At 70.9% G+C, this 22,405-nt stretch carries 8 protein-coding genes; 2 read left to right on the top strand and 6 right to left on the bottom strand.

Going from position 1 to position 22,405, the window contains the following annotated elements:
• From ACTWNK_RS40670 to ACTWNK_RS40660, 3 genes are all read right to left on the bottom strand, one after another.
• Positions 1-2,220 carry a tetratricopeptide repeat protein gene (locus ACTWNK_RS40670; protein WP_474310291.1) on the bottom strand — a complete coding sequence of 740 codons (2,220 nt, stop codon included), beginning with the start codon at positions 2,218-2,220 and terminating at the stop codon, positions 1-3.
• A 149-nt stretch (positions 2,221-2,369) separates the two neighbouring features.
• Positions 2,370-3,419, bottom strand: coding sequence for a hypothetical protein (locus tag ACTWNK_RS40665; protein WP_474310290.1), 1,050 nt, complete (start codon positions 3,417-3,419; stop codon positions 2,370-2,372).
• A gap of 35 nt (positions 3,420-3,454) precedes the next feature.
• Positions 3,455-3,964: an RNA polymerase sigma factor gene (locus tag ACTWNK_RS40660; RefSeq protein ID WP_474310289.1), complete on the bottom strand. Its 510-nt coding sequence runs from the start codon at positions 3,962-3,964 to the stop codon at positions 3,455-3,457.
• 133 nt (positions 3,965-4,097) lie between these two features.
• On the opposite strand from ACTWNK_RS40660, the gene ACTWNK_RS40655 reads away from it, so the two are divergent.
• Positions 4,098-5,702, top strand: coding sequence for an amidase (locus tag ACTWNK_RS40655; RefSeq protein WP_474310288.1), 1,605 nt, complete (start codon positions 4,098-4,100; stop codon positions 5,700-5,702).
• 49 nt (positions 5,703-5,751) lie between these two features.
• Here the strand turns inward: ACTWNK_RS40655 and ACTWNK_RS40650 are convergent, their stop codons facing one another.
• The 3 genes from ACTWNK_RS40650 to ACTWNK_RS40640 all read right to left on the bottom strand — a co-directional run bounded on the left by ACTWNK_RS40650 (position 5,752) and on the right by ACTWNK_RS40640 (position 9,177).
• Positions 5,752-6,318, bottom strand: coding sequence for a YbhB/YbcL family Raf kinase inhibitor-like protein (locus ACTWNK_RS40650; protein WP_474310287.1), 567 nt, complete (start codon positions 6,316-6,318; stop codon positions 5,752-5,754).
• 151 nt (positions 6,319-6,469) lie between these two features.
• Positions 6,470-7,963, bottom strand: coding sequence for a hypothetical protein (locus ACTWNK_RS40645; protein WP_474310286.1), 1,494 nt, complete (start codon positions 7,961-7,963; stop codon positions 6,470-6,472).
• A complete protein-coding gene (locus ACTWNK_RS40640; protein ID WP_474310284.1) occupies positions 7,963-9,177 on the bottom strand; it encodes a hypothetical protein in 1,215 nt (404 codons plus the stop codon). The genes ACTWNK_RS40645 and ACTWNK_RS40640 overlap by 1 nt, the downstream gene beginning before the upstream one ends.
• 191 nt (positions 9,178-9,368) lie before the next feature.
• Here ACTWNK_RS40640 and ACTWNK_RS40635 point away from each other — a divergent pair, with 191 nt between their 5' ends.
• The gene (locus tag ACTWNK_RS40635) at positions 9,369-22,376 is read left to right on the top strand and encodes a hemopexin repeat-containing protein (protein ID WP_474310283.1); all 13,008 of its coding nucleotides are present in this window, start codon (positions 9,369-9,371) and stop codon (positions 22,374-22,376) included.
• The last annotated feature ends 29 nt before the right edge of the window (positions 22,377-22,405 follow it).

Raw genomic sequence — 22,405 nt, 5'->3', positions numbered from 1 at the left:
CTACCTGACCGTGAGGTGGCGGGGGATCGGCGTGCCGGTCAGCTCCTCGTAGCGGTCGGCCACCGCGCGCGGTCTGGCCCGGTAGGCCGCGCGCAACCGCTCGCGCACCTCGGCCGACACCGCCGGGCCGCCGTCGGGCAACGCCGGGCAGAGCGCCGCGGCCAGCAGCAGAGGCCGCACCGACGGCACCACCCTGCGCGTCATCAGCAGCACGAACCCGTAGGAGGAGAGCGCACGCGCGTAGTCGAGCGCGTACGCCTTCTCGTCCTGCGCGTGCCGCCCGGCGAAGAACTCGGCCGCGGCCCTGGCCCTGCGCAGCGGCCGCAGCACCCGGCGGCCCCGCTCGGCGACCTCCGCCTCGGCGTAGGCGCTGAGCATCCGGTTGCAGGCGACGGCATGCTCGTCGTCGGCCCGCAGCACCCGGGTCGCGCGCTCCCAGAACACCATCGCCTGGCCGTACCTGCCCGAAGCCGACAGCAGCGCCGCGTGGTGCCCGAGCGCGGTGGCCAGGCCATCGGCGGCGCCGATGCGCTGGTGCAGGTGCACGGCCTCGGCGGACAGGGCCAGCAGGGCGGCGTCCGGCGGATCGGCGGTCCTGAGTCCGACATATCTGTTCAGGGCACGGGCCAGGTACGGCCCGGCGCGTCGCGGGTCGTGCTCGGCCCAGCCCTGGAGGAAGGCCACCGTCTCGCCCGCGACCCGCATGACCTCCTCGTGCGTGCCGTACCTCGTGACGATCTCCAGGTGGTGGCCGAGCGTGGCGGCCGCCGCCTCGCTGTGGCGTGCCGGGTGCGCCTCGGCCAGCCGCCTGGCCAGTCGCGTGGCCTCGCGTTGCGGGGGCACGGCCTCGGCGCCGCGTCCGGACGCGGCCAGCAGCAGGGCGTGCTCGCCGAGCGCTCCGGCCAGCTCGGCGGCGTCCGTGCCCGGCGCCGCGCGCAGCAGGGCGACGGCCTCGCGCAGGCAGCCGATGGCCTCGTCCTGGCGTTCGCGCCGCTCCAGGAGCCTCGCGTGCGCGCGAAGGGCCGTGCCGAGCAGGCCCGTCAGATCGCCCTCGCGCGAGAGCGCTCCGCGCAGCAACGCCACCGCCTCGGCCGAAGCGGCGGACGCCCGTTCGATCCTGTCCTCGTCCTCCAGGCAGGCCGCACGGCCCAGCGCCGCCACGGCCAGCGCGCCCGCCTCCGGAGTGCCGGAGCGGTCCGGCTCCAGCGACGTGCGCAGCGCGGGCGCGAACAGCCCTTCGCCCGACGGCGCCGACGCGGCCAGCCGCTCCCACCAGTCCTGGTCGTCGCCGGTCAGCACCAGCACCCGCACGGTCGGCCGTACCTCGGCGTCGAGCAGCGCCTCGACGACCGCGCGTACCCGGCACTCGGGCACCCGCGTCTGGTCGGCGACGAGCAGCACCGGCCTCGGGCCCGTGCGCAAGCGCCGCACCAACTCCGGCAGATCGGCGTCACGGGGGTCGCCCGTGCGCAGGAACCCGGCCGTCCAGCCCCGAGGGGCCCGGCCGAGCACCTCGCGGGCCGCCCGGCTCTTGTGCCGTCCGGCCGCGCCCGTCATCGCCCGTACCGACAGGCGTTCCGGGCTTCCGCACCAGCGCAGCACCTCGGCGACGACGTCGTCGCACCCGCCCTGCGCCTCCCGCACGCGGACCGGCGCGAGCAGCCGATGCAGCCGCACCGACTCGACCACGGGCAGAGCGCCGCCCAGGTCGTCGCCGAGCACATCGGCGAATCCCGCATCATCGAGCAGGGCCGCCACGGGCTGGGCCGAGGGCTCGCCGCCGGCCCAGCTCACCACGGCGACCAGCAGGCGTTCGTCCACAGCCTGTGGACCGTCGCTGAACAGAGCCGCACCGGAGAGCGGCGTCCCGCTCAGCGCGAGCGGAAGGGCGGCAGGGACCGGGAAACAGCGGAACCCGTCCCCCGCCAGCGCCACCGCCCCGCCGTCCAGCTCACCCCATCGCACCGCGCCGCCCCCGAACGCCGGAGCATCCCCGATCCGTACCAGGGCCGCGTCGATCTCCCCGTCCGACACCCAGACCGGCCGTACCCCCCGCACCCGCCGCCCGGCCAGCGTCACCCCGAGCGCGTCCGGCTCCCTGCCGAGCAGCGTGCTGCGTGCCGTCAGGACCAGCGTGGGACCGATCCGATACCCGGCCCCACCCCTCGCGACCGCCTCACCGCCGCCCGTCCACAGGCGAACCAGATGCCGCGGCTCCACCTGTCACACCCCTGACAGATTTCCCATGATCTTCACGCTATCCGCCCCACCAAACCCGTCAAAGCCCCCTTTCCATACCACTCCATCTCTTGTCGACGTGATGCCCACACCTGCCGCACGCCGGGTGCTGGAGGCGTGCGGCATCGGGGTCAGGGGCGGGTGCCGATGCTGTCGACCCAGGTGGCTGCCAGGTAGGCGACGAGGCGGCCCTTGACCTCGGCGGCTCTGACCGCGTTGCCCTCGCGGTGTTCGGCCAGGTCGGGGCCGTCGTAGGCCGAGGCGAGCAGCCTGGCTCCGCTCCGGTCGACGACGAGGCGGACGTGGCTGCCCTTCATCCTGAGCTCGACGCCTTCCCGGCCCAGTGGGTCGGTGATAGCGCCGGTCATGGTCAGGCCGGGCTGTGCGGCCAGCAGGCGGAGCGTCGCCGCCCGGGTGGACGCCTTGGCCGGCGAGCTCAGCAGGTACGCGGCCGTGTCGAAGACGAAGACCGGGAACGGCTGTGTCCTGATCGCCTCGGCCGCCTCCTTCGGCAGGTCGCGCTGGGGTGTGCGCTGGGCGTCGCGCAGCCAGAGCTCAAGGGAGCGCGCGTCGCCCGGCAGCGCCATCACCTCGGCGTCACCGACACTGCGTCCGCCGATGGCGGTCCTCAGGGTGATCGGGACGCCGTCCCGCGTCTCCTGCGTGGGCAGCCTGCCGCCCTGCGAACGCCAGGTGTTCTGGTCGTCGACCTCGGCGAACGTGATGGCGGCGTCCTTGCCGGTGATCAGGCGTACGCCCTTGTCGCCGCTCCACGTCTCGCTGGTCGTGGCCAGCACGCCGCCTCCCGCGACCGGCTCGAACGTGCGCGTGCTGGAGTACCAGACGTTCGCCCCGGGAACGGGCGCCTCCGCGATGCTCTCCGCCCCGGCCAGCAGCAGCGACCGCGCGTCCAGCGTGACGACGGGCACCGGGTTGGCGGGCACGACGGCGACCACCCGCTCACCGGACGGCGAGGCCGGCGGCGCCGTACCCGACATGGCCACCGGTACGGCGGCGGCGGCGACGGCCAGCCCGGCCACGGCCACGAGCAGGCGAGGCCGTGGCCGCGGACGGCGTGCGGCGGCGAAGGCGGCGGCGAGGTCGACCTCACGGCGTCGCCGGTAGGACTCCTCCAGCAGGTCGTCGGGCCGAAGAGCGCGCATGACGTCGTCGGGTGTCATCGGTGTTCCTCCAGGGATGGGTGAGGGAGAGGGGCTCATCGCCGCTCCTCCAGCGTGGACACGGTGTCGTTCAACGCCTCGGCGAGCCTGCGACGGGCCCGGTGCAGGCGTACGGCGAAGGCCTTGGTGCTGCAGCCGGCCACCTTGGCAGCCTCGGCCGGCGCCAGGCCGTGCCAGCTGGTCAGGATCAGCGCCTCGACGTCGAGTTCGCCGAGTCCGGCCAGTGCGGTGATCGCCGCATGGCGTTCGGCCACGTGTTCGGCGACGTCGCCTTCGCCGTGCGGGCTCAGTTCGGCCAGCCGCATGGCCAGCGCCTGGCCGCGCAGCCCGGAGGCGTGCTGTTTGCGCAGCAGGTTCCTTGCCACGCCGAGCAGCCACGGCAGTGCGGGCTCGGGGACCTCGCGCAGTCGCCGCCAGGCGATGAGAAAGGTCTCTCCCGCCACGTCTTCGGCGGACTGCCGCTCGGCACGCAGCAACGAGTACCCGAGGACGCTGCGGTAGTGCCGGTCGTAGAGTGCGATGAAGCGTTGCCGGGGATCGTTCACAACCAGAAATCCCTGTGAGGTGCCGCCGATTACCGTTCCATCATGGCTTTGTCGGCGAGGGGCTCCTGTCCTGCACTAATGCCTGAATTTGGAACATTTTCATCATGAAGCATTGTCGCTACGCTGATCACCCATGACTTCCATGCATCCCGCACGCTGGCTGGCGGCGTTCACCCTCGTCGCCGGCTTATCCGTGGCCGCGCCGGCACAAGCCCACGAGGCGGTCACGCGGCCTTCGGACACCCTGCTGCGCGGACTGGACCTCGACCGCGCGACCGTGCTCGACCTGCAGCGCGCCATGGACAAGGGCCGCTTCGACTCGGTCAGGCTCACCGGCTTCTACCTCGAACGCATTCGCAAGATCGACCCGGTGCTGCACGCCGTCATCCAGACCAACCCCGCCGCGCTGAGCGAGGCCGCGCGCAGCGACCAGCGCCGCCGCCACGGCGCACGCGGCCCGCTCGAAGGCGTGCCGGTCCTGCTCAAGGACAACATCGACACCACAGGCCCGCTGCGTACGACCGCGGGGTCGCTGGCGCTGGCCGCATCGCGCCCCTCGCGCGACGCCTTCCTGGTCCAGCGGCTGCGGGCGGCGGGAGCGGTCATCCTCGGCAAGGCGAACCTGTCGGAGTGGGCCAACTTCCGCTCGAGCCCCTCCTCCAGCGGCTGGAGCGCGGTGGGCGGCCAGGTCGCCAACCCGTACGTCCTGGACCGCAATCCCTGCGGGTCGAGCAGCGGTTCGGCCGTCGCCGTCGCCGCGAGCCTGGCCGCCGTCACCATCGGCACCGAGACCGACGGCTCCATCGTCTGCCCCGCCGCGGCCAACGGCGTCGTCGGCATCAAGCCCACGATCGGCCTGGTCAGCAGGGGCGGCGTGGTACCGCTCTCGCTCGCGCAGGACACCGCCGGGCCGATCACCAGGAATGTCACCGACGCCGCCGCCGTGCTCTCCGTCATCCAGGGCGTCGACCCGCGCGACCCCGCGACCGAGCCGGGCGGCGAGCGCGACTACCTCAAGGCGCTGAAGCCGGGCGCGCTCACCGGCAAGCGCATCGGCGTGTGGCGCTCGGCCGCCTCGGGACAGCCCGCGGTGCTGGCCACGCTCGACGCCGCCGTCGCCACCCTGCGCGCACGCGGCGCCACGGTGGTCGACAACCTCGAACTGGAAGGCCTGGACCAGGTCGGCGAGGCGGAGTTCCCCGCGCTGATGACGGAGTTCAAGCACGACCTGAACGCCTACCTGGCCGCCACGCCCGGACGGCACCCGCGTGACCTGGCCGCCCTGATCGAGTTCAACAAGCGCAACGCCTCGACCGAACTGCGTTACTTCGGCCAGGAGCTCTTCGAGGCCTCCCAGGCCACCACCGGCGACCTGAACGACCCCGAGTACCGCGCACTGAGGGACAAGGCGACCTCGCTGGCCCGCAAGGCCATCGACTCGGTCGTCGCGGCCAACAGGCTGGACGCCGTGCTCGCGCCGACCAACAACGGCGCCTGGAAGACCGACCTGGTCAAGGGCGACGACTTCACCGGCTTCGTCGCCTCCTCCACCCCGTCGGCGGTGTCCGGCTACCCGGCCGTGACCGTGCCCGGCGGCTATGCCAGGGGCGTGCTGCCGCTCGGCGTGACGTTCTTCGCCGGAAAGTACTCCGAGCCGACGCTCATCGCCATCGGCTACGCGTTCGAGCAGGCGGGCCAGGTCCGCAAGCCGCCGACCTACCTGCGCACCCTGCCGTAACCGCCTCGTCGCGTCGCCCCGCCGCGACCGGCGGGGCGACGTGGCGCGGTCAGGACTCGCCGCTGATCCTGGCCGAGCCGATCGAGGCCGCGGTGATCGCTCTGGCTGCGGTCTGCGTGGACGAACTCGAGGTCAGCGTGGTCAGCGACGCCCGGTTGAGCGCGTACACGACGAACTCGTAGGTGTTGACCGTCGAGGGCGAGCACGGCCCCTGGTACCCGTACAGGCTGGCGCTTCCCCGGTAGTAGATCTGCCTGGCCCCCGAAGGTACGGCGGGCCGATAGGCGTGCTCGACGTTCTGGGGGAGCGAGGTCGTGCTGACCGGGATGTCGTAGATGACCCAGTGGATGAGGTTGAAGTTGTCGAGATCGCGCATGACGATCGCATAGCTCCTGGCCGCTGCCGGACCGCCGGACCAGGCCAGGGGCGGCGACTCGTTGCGCTGGCGGGGGTCGCTGCCGCCGCTGGTGCACTCGTGCACCTTGGGAATGACGCCGCCGTTGACGAAGGCGGCGCTGGACAGGGCGAACACCGCCTGACCGGCGGCGGCAGGGGAGGAGGGAATGAAGACCCAGGCGATGAGAAGGGCATATAAGGCTGTTCTCGCGCGTGTCACTGGAGGCTCCCGAGGATGCTCGTGGTCCTTTGATCCGTACGTCGTGCCTGTGCGGTTGGGCGCTCTGGGACCAGCGTAGGCATCATTGTCTCGGTCGGGTAACACCTCTTTTCTATCCAAATGATGTGCGGTATAGCGTCTCGCCCGACCGCTACTTGCTTCCGGTCCGGCCTCGGCCTGCGGGCTTCTTCTTGCCCTTCTGCGTGGTGGAGCCGCGCTTCGTCGAGGTGGTCTTCGCCTTCTGCTTGTTCGACGGGTCGAAGTCGCCGTCGTCGTCGCTCTCGCTCTCCTCTTGCTCGAACTCGGCCGGGATTATCCCCTGATAGCCGCTGGGGGCGTACCTGGCGAACATCTTCGCCTCGTCCGCGCCCACCTCGATATTGGTGAGCGCCTGGACGTTCGCCTTCAGGTCGAAGGGGATCGGGGTCTTGCCCTCCAGCCAGGCGGTGAGTTTCGGCTGGGCCTCGGGGTTCTGCTCGGCGTACTTCGCCGCGTAGAGCTCCTTCCACATGTCCAGGTAGAACTGCGCGTGCTGGTCGCCGATCTGCTTGCGCAGGCGATCGATGCGCCGAGGGTGCTCCTTCAGGAAGAGCGTCTCCTGGAGTCGTCGGGAGGCGACCAGGTTCTTCGGCTTGCCCGAGTCCTCGTCGATGATCTTGAGGCAGTCCGGGTCGGCGATCAGGATGGGCCAGAGGTGGTCGAAGAGGGCGCCGCTCCTGTCCTCCAGCGTCTCCACGGCGAGGGCGAACGTGGCCGGATCCACCCGGCCGCTCGCCGCCCCGTCGTGGACCGCCTGCATGGCCTGGCGCTGGCTGGCGTTGCAGAGTTCGAACAGCGTGTTCTTGAAGTAGGTCCAGTAGCGGCCCGTCTCGTTCGCGCTGACCGCCATCTTGGCCGTGCGTACCTGCCCGACCTCGATGGTGTGCAGACCGGTGCTGTAGTTGGCGGCGGGATCGCGTGGCCCGTCGTCCAGCGCGAAGCCGACACGGTCGATCACCGTGACGGCGACCTCCTCCGGCACATGGTCCATGATGGCCAGCACCTCGTCGGGGTAGCGGTATTCCTCGGCACGCTGCCGGGCGAGCAGATCGGCCCAAGGCTCGGTCCTGGCCTTGGCCACGGCCGCCATCAGGTCGGCGAAGATCGGATTGCTGACGATCTTCGCGAGCACCTGGTAGAGGTAGTCGCCCTGCATGTCCTTCATGCTCTGCTCCTCGGAGGTGAGCAGGGCGACGTTGAGCCGGCGATCCGCACTGGAAATGATCACTGGCCGCTCCCCGCCCACCTTGGGCCCGCTGTCGCCGTCGCCGTCGCTGTCCTCCTCTTCCTCCTCCGCCTCCTTCTCGTCCTTCGGTGGAGGCTTCGGCGTGCTGGAGCGTGCTCGCTTGAGCGCCTGGGCGCTACTGCTGCTGGAGGAGGAAGAGGGAGGGGCCTTGCGCTTCGTACCCTGACTTTCCTCTTCCGATTCCGAGCTCTCCAACTCCTCGTCGTGCTGGACGACGGGAGCCCGCTTGGGCGGCGGCGCCGCACGCTTCGCCCGGACCTCGTTGCCGACCCGCTTACTGCGCGAGCTCCGCTTGGGCGGCGGCTTGCCGGACGGCTTCGACGTCGCAGGAGGATCGGTCTCTACCTGCTTCTCGCTCATCAGCCCGCCTTTCGATGGTGTTTGGTCCTGCCTTTGCGGGGTTTCCGGGGCTGCACGAAGAGTCCTGGTGGAGGAGGGGGAGGCTGGCGGTCGTACCTCGTCCAGACATAGGACTGGAACTGCTCTTTGGCCGCAGGAGTCACCGCGAGGCCCGTGAGGTTCATGACCTGCTGTTCGACGTCGAACTCCGGGTTCGCGTTCGTGTGGAGCCAGTGCAGCAGCCGCCCGTGGGCTCGCGGGTTCTCCCGCTCGTACGCCATCGCGTAGTTGGCCTGCCAGAACTGGAGGTAATGCGACGGGTGCGCGGTCCCAGCGGCCACGTCCAACTGCTGCTCGAAGCTCGGATAGGACTGGGCGAGAAGTCCGGTCGGAGGTTCGAGAACGACAGGCTCGTGTGCTCCCGGCCGATAGACGGTTCGGAGGTCCGGATCCGCGAGCACCTGACGCCAGAGCACGGTGTGATACCGCTGGGAGTTGGCGGCCTCCAGCGCCTCGATGGCGAGGACGAAGCTGACGGGGTCGACCCGCCCGGCCGCGGCTTCGGCGTCGACCTTCTTGGTGACCGGGGCGAAAACGGCGTTTCCGAGTTCGAAGAGGGCGCTGTGAAAGTACTGCCAGTAGGGGCTGGTCGCTGAATTGTCCGTTGGATAGAGGTCGATCTGATGCAGGCCGGGAGTGAAACGTCCCAAGCTGATCAGAGGCCCGGTGCTCCCGTAACTACCGGCGTCGACGACCGCGACGGCGACGCTGTCGTCCAGCTTCTCCAGGATGTGGAGTGTCGCGTCATTGCCGCGCCGGTTTTCGGGGAGCGCGCGAAATGCATCGACGAGTTCGGCCCAGCTTCCACCCCTGGATTCGCGTACGGCCAGCATCAGCTCGTCGAAGAGCGGATTGGTGCAGATCTTCGTCAGCACCTGGAAGAGGTCGCCGTTCCGCGCTTCGATCGAGGGCTGGGCCGTCAGCAGGGCGATGCCCGGCCGGCCGTCTCCCGGTTCGATGATGATCGGGGCGCCGTCATCCCCCTCCTGGTCGTTGCGCTCGGCCTCGGGCGACGGGCGTCTCCGTTTGCCGCCCCGGCCGGTGACGAGTTCGGCCGAGGCGATCGCCGGAGGAGTCGAGGGTGGAGTGTTCCTGAGACGAGTGGTGCGGGAGCTTTCCGCAGGCCTTTTGCCCGGTCGATTTCGAGGCGGCGAATTCAGGTCGTTCTCGCTCATCGGAATGCCTTTCTGAGGGCATGCGACCCGTCACGCTACGTGATCGTCGCAGGTGGGTCAATGTGCGGTGGCGTTGCGGAGTTAGATCTCCTACACGACGTAGTTGTCACCTTCCTGCGTCGTGGTCCTTTCCAAGGCGTAAGGGACCATGGGGCAGCCCGGGTCGGAAATGGCGGAAGGGGACGGCAATCGTGCGCGGTGAAACGTGGTTGCCCAGTTATGAACGACTCTTCGGAACACTGGACCTGCGTAAGGGCGAGGAGGCCAGGTCCGTCTGTTCGCCTGCCGCCTATCTGAGCGACCTGCTGAAACTGCTGCAGGACTCCTTCGAGGACGCCTCGATACTCGGCCGCAGACCGGACCTCGCCGCCATCCCGCTCGACACCGCCCACACCTTCACCCCGATGCCCTACCTCGACGTCGTCGTCCGGGTCCTCGAAGGCCTGCTCGGGGCCGAGCCGTACGAGACGTTGAAGACGGCCAGGCGGCCGTTCTCGCTGAAGGACGCGCGGGTGGCGACGTACCTGCGGCATCTGGGGGTCGACCCGGTCGAGTACGGCAGGCTGTTCGCGGCGCGTGCCGATCGCGACAGGATCGCCCGCGACCACCTGACGCTGACGGCGCACGAGGTGGAGATCGTGACGACCGCGCGCGGCGACGCGGGCGCGGTCGAGGCGGCCTACGGCAGGACGCTCGCCGAGCTGGTCCGGGTGGAGGTGTTCCTCGACGCGGCCTCGATGACGGGCGAGGAGTTGCGCGAGCTGCTCTACCAGGACCCGGCGTTGGAACGTTCCCCACAGGCGTTCTTCGTGCACGCGGGCGGCCCGGTCGTCCGGGTGGGACCTGACGACCGCACCCTGGTACGGGCCGACGGCCAGGGGGCGATCCCCGTGGAGTGGTTCGACCGTGCCGACAGGTTCGTCAGGCTGGCGCGGCGCACGGGAGTGTCGTTCACCGATCTCGACCTGGTGCTGACCACCTGCTGCTCCGGCAGGCTCGACGTCGCGGCGCTGCGGGTCCTCGCGGCGGCGCTGCACCTGCACCGGGAGCACGACGTGCCGTTCGACGTGCTCGCGGCGCTGACCGCACGCACGCTTCCGGTGAGCGTGGACGACGTGCCGCCGCCGCCCGGCGACCTTCTCGCCCCGCAGAACCGCGACTACCGCCTGCATCTGTCGCTCGCCCTCGACATGACGCAGAGCGACATCGCCGAGGTCGTCCAGGGCTACCGCGACCGCTACGACGGGCCGCTCGAGGACAGCCCCTTCGACCGTGGCACCGGTCTGCCCGCCCTGTCGCTGCTGCATCGCGCCGGTCGGCTGACGGCGACGCTCGGCGTGTCGGTGGCGGAGCTGTTCGGGCTGCTGACGGCGCTGGAGGCCGACCCGGCCCTGCGCGGGTACTCCACCTTTCCCGTGCTTCCCGTGCTCGACGCGGGCGAGGGCGACTGCTTCCGCATCCTGGCGGGCGACGATCCGCAGGCCGCGTTGTGGCTGGCCCAGACGCTGTTCGCGGTCAACGCCTGGGCGACGCAGGCGGGCTTCGGCGTGGAGGAGCTGTCGGAGATCCTGGGCGGGCCCGCCACGGCCGAGTCGGACGAGGAACTCGTCGGCGTGCTCACCGGCATCAGGGACAGGTTCGAGGCCGTCGCCCTGACCGGGCAGACGATGGTGTCCGACCTGTTCGACGAGCGCGGCGCCACGGTCGTGCACGACGTGCTCGTCGCCTACGACGCGGGCGTGGTCTCGCCGAGCGACCCCCGGCTGCTGCGCCTCGACCTGGCAACGGCGCACGAGGCGGCCCGCAACGCGGTGTCGGAGCTCGGCGTGCTGGCCCTGGAGGACTTCCTCGGGCTCGGCCTGGAGGGGCCGGTCGCCGAGAAGGTCTTCACGAACCTGGTCCTGACCGGCCTGCTCGACCCCGACGGCCTGCTCACCACCGAGGACCTGCCCGACGGGCAGCCCGTGGCGGGCGACTACACCGACCTGTCGGCCGGGCTGTTCGAGGCGGTCGCCGCGGGCGAAGGCGCCTTCTACCCCTCGGACCTGGCCGAGCTCTTCCCCGATCTGACGGCCGCCGAGCAGGCGGAGGTGTACGACAACCTGCTCTACAACGGCTGGGTCGACGAGGAGGGCATGCTGCTCGCGCCCGAGTTCTTCGCCGAACCGGCCAACGCCGAGCTGTTCACCGCCTCGGCCGATCTCGACGAGGTCGCCGAAGGCGTGCTGGCCGCGCTGCGCGAGCGCGTCGAGCGCTTCCGTACGGCGGAGATCACCATCGACCTCGGGGTCTTCGACGACCTGCGGCTGAGCGAGGAACACCTGGCCGCGCTCACCGACAGCCTGCGTTTCAACGGCGTCCTGACCGCCGACGACGCCTTCGCCGACCCCTCGGCCGAGCTCACGGTCGACGCGCTCGGCCTGCCGCTGGACCTGTACCCGGTGCGCGTGGCGATCCTGGAGGCGATACGCGGCCAACTGGAGCAGGCACGCGCCGAGCTCTACGCCTTCAGGACCGACGACTTCGTCCCGATCGCCGACGAGGCGATGGCCGGCCGGGTGGCCGAGCGGCTCGAAGGCGAGGTCACCGAGGCGGGCCGGGTCAGGCAGGAGGCCAGGGCGCTGTTCACCGACCCGGCGGGCGAACTCGACCTCGGCGACGGCTTCACCGAGGCCGACGCCGAGCTGGTACGCCGGAGGATCGCCACCATCCTGGAGGCGCAGCGGCCCTACCGGCTCGACCCGGAGGCGCTGAGCGACCTCGGCCTCGACGACGAGGAGCGCGAGCGCCTGCTCACCGCACTCGTCGAGGCGGGACACCTCGACGAGGCGTACGGCGTGCCGGGCGATCGGCTGGCCTACTTCACCACCGTCGGCAACGCCTTGGACCTGACGCTGCCCGGTTTCGCCGACTACACCATGGATGTGTTCTTCCTGCTGCACGAGGTGGCCGGGCAGACGTCGGCCGCCGTCGGGTGGATCGTGGAGCGGCTGGAACGCCTGGCCGCCGACCAGCGCGAGACCGTGCTGACCGTCCTGCAGGACGGGTTCGGCGTGCCTGCCGACGTGGTGGATGTGCTCTGCGAGGCGGTCGCGCCCGACGCGTTCGACCTGCTGGTCCTGCCCGCACTGGGCGTGGCGCCCGTCGACGTGCGGGTCTACCGGCGGATCAGGCGGTTCGCCAGGCTGGCGGCCAAGCTCGGCCTGGACGCGGCGGCGGTCGACCTGGTCTTCCGCGACCAGGATCTGGCGGGCAAGTTCCCCGAGCCGCTGACGCTGCCGCCGGGCGTCGACCGGTTCGACGCCCTGCTGAGCGGAGGCGACGGCAGGATCTACCTGTTCCTCGGCACCAGCTACTGGGTGTACTCGGCCGCCGACCACACCCTGGCCGATCCCAGGGCCAAGCCGCTGAGCGAGCTGTCGCCGCGCCTGGCCGTACTCACGGGGGTGGACGCGGCCTTCGTCCAGGCCGACGGGACCGAGTGGATCGTGGGCAGGGGGGCGGGCGGTGCCTCGCTCGCTTTCACCCGGGTGCCGGGCGGCACCAGATGGGGTGCGAAGGAGCAGGTCTGGGGGAAGGTCAGGAACAACTTCGCCGACCCCGAGCGCATCGACGGCGCCTTCGCCGACGTGGACGGCCGGACGTACCTGTTCTGCGGCGACCAGTACGTCCGCTACTCGGGAAACGATCTCACGCTGGCAGACGAGGGCTACCCGCGTTCGATCGACGACTGGTGGACGGGCGAAGGGCGGGACACGCCGCTGCCCGAGGTGTTCGGCCGTGCGGTGGGCGCGGCCTTCCACGGGCTCGACGGCCGTACCCACGTCTTCACGGGCGAGCAGTGGCACGACGGCACGACGACCGGACCCGCGGCGGGACGCTGGGGCAGGGTGCGCAACACCTTCGACGGGGCCGAGCGCATCGACGCCGCGTACGCCGACGGCCAGGGCTGTCTGCTGTTCGCGGGCAACCAGGTCGTGCGTCACACCGACGGCCTGGAGAGCGACGGCGTCAGGGCGGCGGACGGCTACCCGCGCACGATCGAGGCGTGGCGTGCCGATGTGCCCGCCGAGTTCGAGGGCTCGATCGAGGCCGCCTTCGAGGACGGCTCCGGCACCGTGCACCTGTTCAAGGACGGCAGGACCGTGGCGCTCGGCCCCGGCGGGCCCGGCCCGGTGACGCCGACGGCCGAGCGGTGGGGACGCCTGGCCCCCGTGCTGCCGTCCGGCCGGGTGGACGCCGCGTTCACCGGGCTCGACGGCAGGACGTATCTGTTCAGCGGCGAACGCTACCTGCGCTACTCGACGGCCGACTACTCCGTCGTGGATCCCGGTTTCCCGCGTGCCGTAGCGGGCGACTGGGGCGGCCTCGACCGGGTGGACGCGGCCTTCGTGCTGGACGGTGCCACGCATCTGTTCGGCCCGGTCGGGCAGATCCTCGACCTGCCCGCCGACTACGAGGCCGAGCTGGCGCAGGGCTGGCTGTCGACGGCGTTGCGCCGCAGGCTGCGCGAGCACGGTGTGAGCGTGGCGGCCGACGCGCCCGTCACCGGCGTCGCGCCGCAGTGGCAGGTCACGGCCGAGCACGCCATCGTGCTGACCATCCGCCGGGCGGGCGAGCGCATCAGGGTCTCGGGCGACGACACCGCCTTCCACGTGCGCTACTCCACCAGGGACTACACCGTCCCGGACGCCGGGTACCCCAGGCCACTGGCCGACAACTGGTGGAACCTGCCCGCGACGCTGGTCGCCGATCCGGCCTTCACCAGGATCGACGCCGTCTTCACCGGCAGGGACGCGCAGACGTACCTGTTCTCGGGTGAGCGCTTCGTCGTCTTCGACTCCAGGCGGCGCTGGTGGTCCGAGCCGCGCTCGTTGCGCGAGCACTGGGACAGCATCCCCTTCGACCGGGTCGACGCCGCCTTCGTCGGCAGGGACGGCAAGACCTACGTCTTCGGCGGCGACGCCTACGTCCGCTACTCCACGGGCGACTACACGCAGGTGGACGACCGCTTCCCGGCGAGCGTCGGCGGGTTCTGGGGCCATGTCGCCAACACGATCGCCCGCACCGGCCGGGTGGACGCGACGCTCGTGCTCGATGTGATCGAGACCGTCGACGGCGTCGAGGCGCCGCGTACCTACACCTATCTGTTCGCCGGCGAGCAGTACGTCCGCTACGCCGATCACGACTACACGACCGTGCAGGACGGCTACCCGCGCCCGCTCTCCGCCCTGCGGACCGAGCCCAGGATGGCCGCGCTGCCGGTGTCGCTGGACGGCGTCGACGCCGCCTTCGCCGATCGGCGCAACGTGTATCTGTTCAGGGGCGGGCAGTGGCATGTCGTCTCGGACGTCCTCTACCGCAAGGACGACGGCCTGGACCTCGGCGGTCTGTCGTGCGCCTATGTCGAGAACGGCTCGGTGCTCGTCGAGCAGGGCGGCAGGTGGCTGCGGCGCACGGCGCTCGAAGGGCCGCCGGGCTCGACGCCGGTCAGGCCGCTCACCCTGCGTACGGTTCCCGAGAGGTATCGCAGTGGGCTCGACGCCGTCCTGACCGGAGCCGACGGCACGACGTACCTGTTCAAGGGGCCCGACTGCTACAACACGGCGATCGGCCACGACTACCCGCACACCCAGGAGTGGGGCAGGCCGCGCAACACGATCTACCAGGACAACACGGTCGACGCCGCCTTCGTCGGCAGGGACGGCAGGACGTATCTGTTCAGCGGCGACCAGTTCGTCGTCTACGGCGACTCCCTCGACACGATCGAGGGCGAGGCCAGGCCGATCGCCGAGCACTGGGCCGGACTGACGAGCGTCGCGCTGGCCTACGTCAGGCACGGCGTCACCCACCTGTTCGAACGGCCGGACGAGCACGGCCGGATGCGCCACCTGCTCTACACCGGCGAGTACGGCCCCTACCTGGAGCCCGATCCCGGCTACCCGGCCCCGGCCGATGCGAGCTTCTGGCAGGCGCCTGACGGCTTCCCGATCCCGGCGGCCGTCCTGTTCGAGGGCGACACGATGCTGCTGCTGCACGGCGAGCACTGCGTGCAGTACAACGAGAGGACCGGGCGGTGGGCCTACCCGAGGCCGATCGAGCGGATCTGGCGGGGTTTCGGCGCCGGGCTCGAACCGGGCGACACGCTGCGCACCGCCTTCACCGCCGCCGACGGCGTCACGTACTTCTTCTTCACCGAGCACTACGCCCGCTACGCCGACCGGGTGCTCGGGCCGCCCGCGCCGATCAACGAAAGGTGGGGCCGATCGGTCAATCCGTTCCTGCCGGACGACGGCACCGGGACGGTCGACGCGGCGATCGTGTTCGGCGACGACACGACCTATCTGTTCTCCGGCACCCAGTACGTCAGGTACACCGGATCGGCCTACCGCTATGTGGACCCCGGCTATCCCAAGCCGATCGCGGTCAACCTGCGTGCCGAACCGGCGTTCGCGAACCTGGCCGAGTCGTTCGAGGACGCGGTGGCCGACCGGGGGAGCGGACGCGTGCTGGACGCCGCCGTGGCCGATCGGCGCACCGCCTATCTGGTCGTCGGCGGCGTCCTGCACGTCGTCTCGCGCACCCCCACCGCCACGTACGGCATCGCCGCGCTCGGCAGGGTGCGCAATGTGATCGCCGACACCGGGAGGGTCGACGCCGCCCTGGTGCGCGACCGGCACACCTTCCTCCTCGCGGGCGACCAGTACGTGCGCTACACGGGCGGCGACTACGACCGGGTCGACGACGGCTACCCGCGTTCGATCGCCGCCTGGCTGCCCGCCGAACTGGGCCTGCCCGCCCTGCCGGAGGAGTTCGAGCACGCCCTCGACGCCGCCTTCCGCATGCCGGACGGCCGGGTGTACCTGTTCAAGGGCAGGCACTTCCTGGTCGGCGACACGGTCAGGCCGCTGGCCGGGCAGTGGGGCAGGATCCGCGACGAGTTCGCCTCGGGCGGCCCGGTCGACGCGGCATTCGTCGCGGACGACGGCTCGCTGTACGTCTTCCGCGCCGACCAGTACATCCGCTACCGCCGCGGCGCGCTCGACGTCGTCGACGTGGGCTTCCCCCGCACGATCGACGACGACTGGGGCGACCTGCCCGCCGGGTTCGAGGCGGGCATCACCGGGGCCTTCGTCCTGGCCGGACGTACCTATCTTGTCCGGGCCGACCAATACGTACGCTATACCGATGGATACGACCAAGTAGACCGCACATTCCCTCAGGCCTTCCGGCACCGCTGGACGGGCTCGGCCGACTACCGGCTCACCGACGTGCACACGATCACCAGGTTCGCCGAGCCCGCCAGGCTGCGTCCCGCGCTCGTCGACCTGCTCGGGAAGGGCGCGGCCGAGCCGTACGAGGAGCTGGCGCTGCTGTTCGGGTGGGACGTGGACGAGCTGCGCTGGGTCAAGCGCAACGCCGGGCTGATCACCGAGTTCCCGGTGCAGGAGGAGCGGTTCGAGATCGAGTTCGTGCTCGGCCTGATCCGGCTCTTCGAGGTGACACGCCTGTTCGGCGTCGGGCCTTCGCGGCTGTACGCCGAGGCGTGGACCAAGGAGGACCCCGCCGACGCGCTGGCGCTCATGCTGGAGCGCAGGCACGGCCCCGAGGAGTGGAAGAGCCTGTCCAGGGTCGTGCACAACGAGCTCAACGTCCTCAGACGCGACGCGCTGCTGCCCGCCGTACTCGACCGGGACCCCGACCTCGACGACGTGCGCGGCCTGTACGAGCGCATGCTGATCGACGTCGAGATGGGAGCCGATGCCGAGACGTCGCCCGTGCGTGAGGCGATCGCGGCGGCCCAGCTGTACCTGCACCGCTACCTGCTCGACCTGGAACGGCTGACGCCGCCGGACGGCGTGGACGAGGAGGAGGTCAGGGCCAAGGTCAGGACCTGGTGGTCGTGGCTGAAGAACTACCGGATCTGGGAGGCCAACAGGAAGGTCTTCCTCTACCCGGAGAACTACATCAGGCCCGAGCTGCGCGACACCAAGACCCCGGCCTTCCGCGAGCTGGAGAACGACCTGCTGCAGGGCGAGATCACCGCCGACCGTGTGCAGAGCGTCTACAAGCGCTACCTCGACGAGTACACCGAGGTGTCCAGGCTGGCGATCGCCGGGGCCTACGTCTACCCGGGCGAGGCCGACGACGCCAGGCGGCTGGTGCTGTTCGGCCGGACCAGGACCAGCCCGCGCAGGCACTACTACCGCAGCGCCGAGTTCCGCGACGGGGAGAAGCTGTCGGCCGCCTGGGAGCCGTGGGTCAAGGTCGGCATCCAGATCGACGCCGACCGCGTCGACCCCGTGCACGCCTTCGGCCGCGTCTTCGTCTTCTGGTCGGTCGTGGAGACCGTGCCGCCCGAGGACACCGGTGTCACCACGCTCGTCACCCACGAGGAGGGCGACCGGCGAAGCGTCGCCGCGCCGCCGCCCAAGCACCGGGTGCGCGTCTTCTACTCCTTCTGCAACCTCACCAAGGAGTGGGTGCCCGCACAGGAGCTGCCGCCTGGCCGGCTGGAGGAGGGGCCGATCACCGATGTGCGGCTGTTCGTCCAGGCCTCGGACGTGCTGCCCGGCGAGCCGATCGGCGGCGCGCCGCTCGCGGCCGAGCCCGTCGTGCCGCACGACTCGATCGTCGTCTCCTGCTCCTACGACGTGACGAAGACGGCGCAGGTCGCCACGCAGACGGTCGTGCAGAAGGTGTCCTACGCCTACGCCCTCACGCCCGAGCTCTATGCCGTGCCGGTCGGTGCCGTGGCCGAGCCCGCCCGGATGGTCGAGCTGTCGAAGATCTTCGACGAGCGGATACGCCCTTCGGCCGTCGTGCCGTTCAACAGCCCGGTCACCTCGCAGGACGGTCCCTGGTTCAGCGTCGACCACAAGGGCGGCAGCTTCCTGTGCCGGCCGATCGCCGTCGCGGCGGCCGACGACCCCGCGGTGCTCGACCTGAAGGGCAACACCGCCAGGCTGCCCGAATGGGACAGGATCGACGCCGCCTTCGAACTGCCGGACGGCACCCGATACTTCTTCGACAGCGCCGCGGCCGAGTACCTGGAGGTGCGGACCAGGGGCAGGCTGCGCGCGGGCAACGAGAGCACGCCCGCCAGGTGGGGCCGGGTCGGCACCGCACTGGCCAGGACGGGCGTGGTCGACGCCGTGCTGGTCAGGGGCGAGCACATCTTCGTCTTCTCCGGCGCCGAGTACCTCCGCCTCACCGGCAGGCCGTTCGGGCCCGTCGACCCCGGCTATCCCAGGCCGATCGCCACCAACGACGAAGGGCTGCCGCGCTGGTCCAGGATCGACGCCGCATTCACCGCCGCGGACGGCAAGGAGTACTTCTACGCCGCCGAGCGCGGCTATGTCGTCTCCGGCGCGCTCGGCACGCCCAGGCCGGTGAGCGAGCGGTGGGCGGTTCCGGCAGGCGCCGTGATCGACGCCTTCCTGCTGCGTCAGGGCAGGCTGTTCGTCTTCTACGGCGAGCACTACCTGCGTTACTCGGGACCGGACGGGCCCGACGCCGGATACCCCAGGCCGCTGGCGGCCAACGGCGACGACCTGCCGCGCTGGCCGGTGCTGGGCGCGGCCTTCGGCTACGCGGACGGCGCCTACTTCTTCGACAACACCGCCCACACCTACATCTGGCAGGGCGCCGCGACCGCCCAGGCCGCCGCCGCGCCGCAGCCGAGCGCCGACCTCGGCCGCGTCCCCACCGCGATCACCAGGACCGGTGTGGTCGACGCCGCCTACGTCGCCGACGGCAGGCTCCACCTCACCAGCGGCGCCGAGTACGTGCGCTACACGCTCACCGCCGACGGCGCCGTGCCCGACTTCGTCGACGAGGGCTACCCCAAGCCCATGCGGCAACGCGTACAGGCCGTGTTCAGCAGGGGCGGCAACCGCTACGTGTTCGGCGGCGGGCGCTATGCCGTCCTGGAGGAGGGGCAGGAGCTCGACACGCTCAGGGCGGAGGACTTCCACGACATCGCACGCAACTGGCGCGCGCTGCCCGCCGGGTTCGGCCAAGCCCTGACGGGGGCGCTGGACACACCCGGGCAGCTGGTGTTCTTCCTCGGGGCGAGATACGTCGTCTATGCCAAGGACGCGGCCGTCGTGCGGCCCTACGAGTTCGCCTCGCTGCCGCACGAGATCGTCAGGCTCACGTCGAGCACGGCCTACGAGCTGAACAGGCGGCTGCTCGTCGGGGGCGTGCCCGCATTGCTCTCGCCTCGCACGCAGGAGGTCGACGAGCTGCCCATGTTCAGCCCTGTCGGGTCGGGACCGGCCACGATCCGGGTCAGGCCCGAGGTCACCGGCATCCCGGTCAGCTCGCACCTGGACTTCCAGAGCGCCAACGGCCGCTACTACTGGGAGATCTTCTTCCACGCGCCCCTGCTGATCGCCCAGGCGCTCAACACCGCCCAGCGCTTCGAGGACGCCAAACGCTGGTACGAGTACGTCTTCGACCCGACCGAAGGCGACAGGTACTGGCGGTTCCTGCCCTTCCTCGCCATCGACGTCAGGGCGCTGGTCGCCGCCTGTGCGGCCGATCTCGACGTGCTCGGCTCGGCGAGCGTGCGGGAGGCGCTCGAACCGATCCTGGTCCGGGTCGAGGCCGTCGCCGAGGTGTTCGAGCAGGCACGCCAGGCCACACCGCAGGAGCTCGGCCTGCTGCAGGAGCTGGCCTCCGGCGGGCTGCGGGCGATCGACGACGAGCTCGCCGGCCTCGAAGCGGGCGGCCCGCTGCGGGAGAAGGTCGGGATGATCGCCAGGCTGCGCCGCCAGTACGACCTGATGGGTGATCACGGCGCCCTGCTCAGGGCCTACCTGGACGACCCCTTCGACCCGCACGCCATCGCCGGGCTGCGGCCGACCGCCTACCGGCGCGCGGTCGTGATGGCCTATGTCGACAACCTGCTCGACTGGGGCGACCTGCTGTTCAGGCAGTACACGATGGAGAGCCTCGACGAGGCCAGGATGCTCTACGTCCTGGCCTACGACCTGCTGGGACGGCGTCCCGACAGCGTCGGCGACCGGACACTGCCGCCTGCCCTGTCCTACGGCGAACTGCGCGAGGCCGAGAACCCGGAGGCGGCGAAGATCACGGCGGGCGGGCGCATGCTCGACGGCATGGGCGCCGTGCACGGCGGCGTCGCGCACGCGTACTTCTACATCCCGGGCAACGACGTGCTCGGCGACTACTGGACTCGGGTCGAGGACAGGCTGCGCAAGATCAGGGCCTCGCTCGACATCATGGGCGTCAGCAGGCCGCTGCCGCTGTTCGAGCCGCCCGCCGATGTGATGGCGCTGGTACGCGGGGTCGCCTCGGGGCTCACGCCCGGCCAGGCGGTCGCGACGGCCGGTGGCGTGGTGCCGCACCAGCGGTTCGCCGTCGTCTGCCGCAGGGCGCAGGAGCTCGTGGACAGGCTGCGGCAGTTCGGCGGCGACCTGCTCAGCGTGCTGGAGCGGCGCGACGGCGAGGAGCTGGCCCTGCTGCGGGCCAGGCAGGACGGCGAGATCCAGGCGCTGGTCGGCGAGGTGCGGCGCACGCAGGTCGAGGTCGCGGGCGCGGGACTGCGGGAGGCGCAGGCCGCACTGGAGGCCGCGCGGGCGCGTGCCGCCTACTACCAGGACCTCATCGACGCCGGGCTCACGCCGTTGCAGCTGGCCCAGATCGGCTCGATGACGGCCGCCGCCGTCGCGCACTTCACCTCCAGCGGGCTGAAGATCGGCTCGGCCATCGCCTACGCCGTGCCGCAGGCGTATGTCGGCCCGTTCATCACCGGCTCGGAGTACGGCGGCAAGCAGGTCGGCACCGTGCTCGACAAGGGCGCCGAGATCGCCGAGTCGCTGGGCGAGGGCTTCAGCGTGACGGGCGAGCTTTTCGGCGTGCGCGCCGACCAGGCACGCCAGGAGGACGACTGGCGCTACCAGCTGGCCCTGGCCAAGGCCGACGTCGTGCAGATCGGCCACCAGGTCGTGGCGAGCGGCCACCAGCTCGCGGCCGCCAGGCAGGAGCTCGCGACCGCCGAACGGGAGATCGCGCACGCCGAGGCCGTGACGACCTTCCTCACCGGCAAGTTCAGCAACGCCGAGCTGTACCAGTGGATGTCGGCCAGGCTCGCGGCCATGTACTTCCAGACCTACACGCTGGCCCACGACACGGCGAAGGCCGCCGAACGCGCCTACCAGTACGAACGCGGCGTCTCCTCCTCCTTCGTCCAGCCCGGCTCCTGGGAGGGCAGGCGTGCCGGTGTGCTGGCGGGCGAGAGCCTGGCCGTCGACCTGGAACGCCTGTCCAAGGCGTGGAGCGACGGGGACTCGCGAGGGCTGGAGATCGTCAAGCGGGTGTCGCTGCTGGGACTCGACCCGCTGGCCATGGTCAGGTTCAAGGCGGAGGGGCGGTGTGAGTTCGCCCTGACCCAGGCGCTGTTCGACCGGGACTTCCCCGGGCACTACCGGCGGCGGATCAAGACCGTTTCGGTGACGTTCGAGGGTGGGAGCGAGCCCGTCGCCGTCAACGCCACACTCACCCAGCTCGGCCACAGGACGGTACTCGCCGCCGATCTGAAGGCGGTCAGGTTCCTGCTGGACGGCAAGGGCGACATGCCCGACTCGGTACGCGCCGACTGGCGCTCGGGGCAGCAGATCGCCCTGTCGGACCTGGAGCCGTTCCGCGACAACAGCGGCCTGTTCGAGCTGCGTTACGACGACGACCGCTACCTGCCGTTCGAGGGCACGGGCGCGGTCTCCACCTGGCGGCTGGAGTGCGCCGAGCCGCCCGCGGGCGATGTCGTCGATGTGACGGTCGTGGTCAAGTACGTCGCCGAGCAGGGCGGCGCGGTCTTCGCCAACGCGGTCGAGGGCATGCTCAAGCCGTACCAGGCGGCCAGGTTCGTCGATGTCGCGGCCGAGTTCCCGGTGGAGTGGGAGAGCTTCGTCGCGGGCGAGGGCGCCGAGCTGGTGTTGCCGATCACCGAGGGGACGCTGCCCGGGCTCCAGGGGCGTCAGATCGTCGCCCTGCTGGCCACCTACGCAGGGGAGGGCAGGCTCCTGGTCGACGGCGAGCGGCGTGCGGCCCTGGAGGAGGGGGTGCTGCTGCGCACGCCCGGCCTCAGGGTGGGCCCGCTGCGGCTCGTGGCCGAAGGCGATCCGGCGGAGCTCGACGGTGTCGGGCTGGTCCTGGTGTACCGGGCGTTGTGAGCACGGCGGCCGATGCCCAGCCGATACAC

The sequence above is a fragment of the Nonomuraea sp. IBHARD001 genome (assembly GCF_056106265.1).
This window is presented reverse-complemented; position numbering and strand designations above follow the sequence as displayed.

Bases quoted from the DNA above. Each gene is read 5' to 3' on its own strand.
- ACTWNK_RS40665 (WP_474310290.1), bottom strand. From the start codon at position 3,419: ATGACACCCGACGACGTCATGCGCGCTCTTCGGCCCGACGACCTGCTG.
- ACTWNK_RS40655 (WP_474310288.1), top strand. From the start codon at position 4,098: ATGACTTCCATGCATCCCGCACGCTGGCTGGCGGCGTTCACCCTCGTC.
- ACTWNK_RS40645 (WP_474310286.1), bottom strand. From the start codon at position 7,963: ATGAGCGAGAAGCAGGTAGAGACCGATCCTCCTGCGACGTCGAAGCCG.
- ACTWNK_RS40640 (WP_474310284.1), bottom strand. From the start codon at position 9,177: ATGAGCGAGAACGACCTGAATTCGCCGCCTCGAAATCGACCGGGCAAA.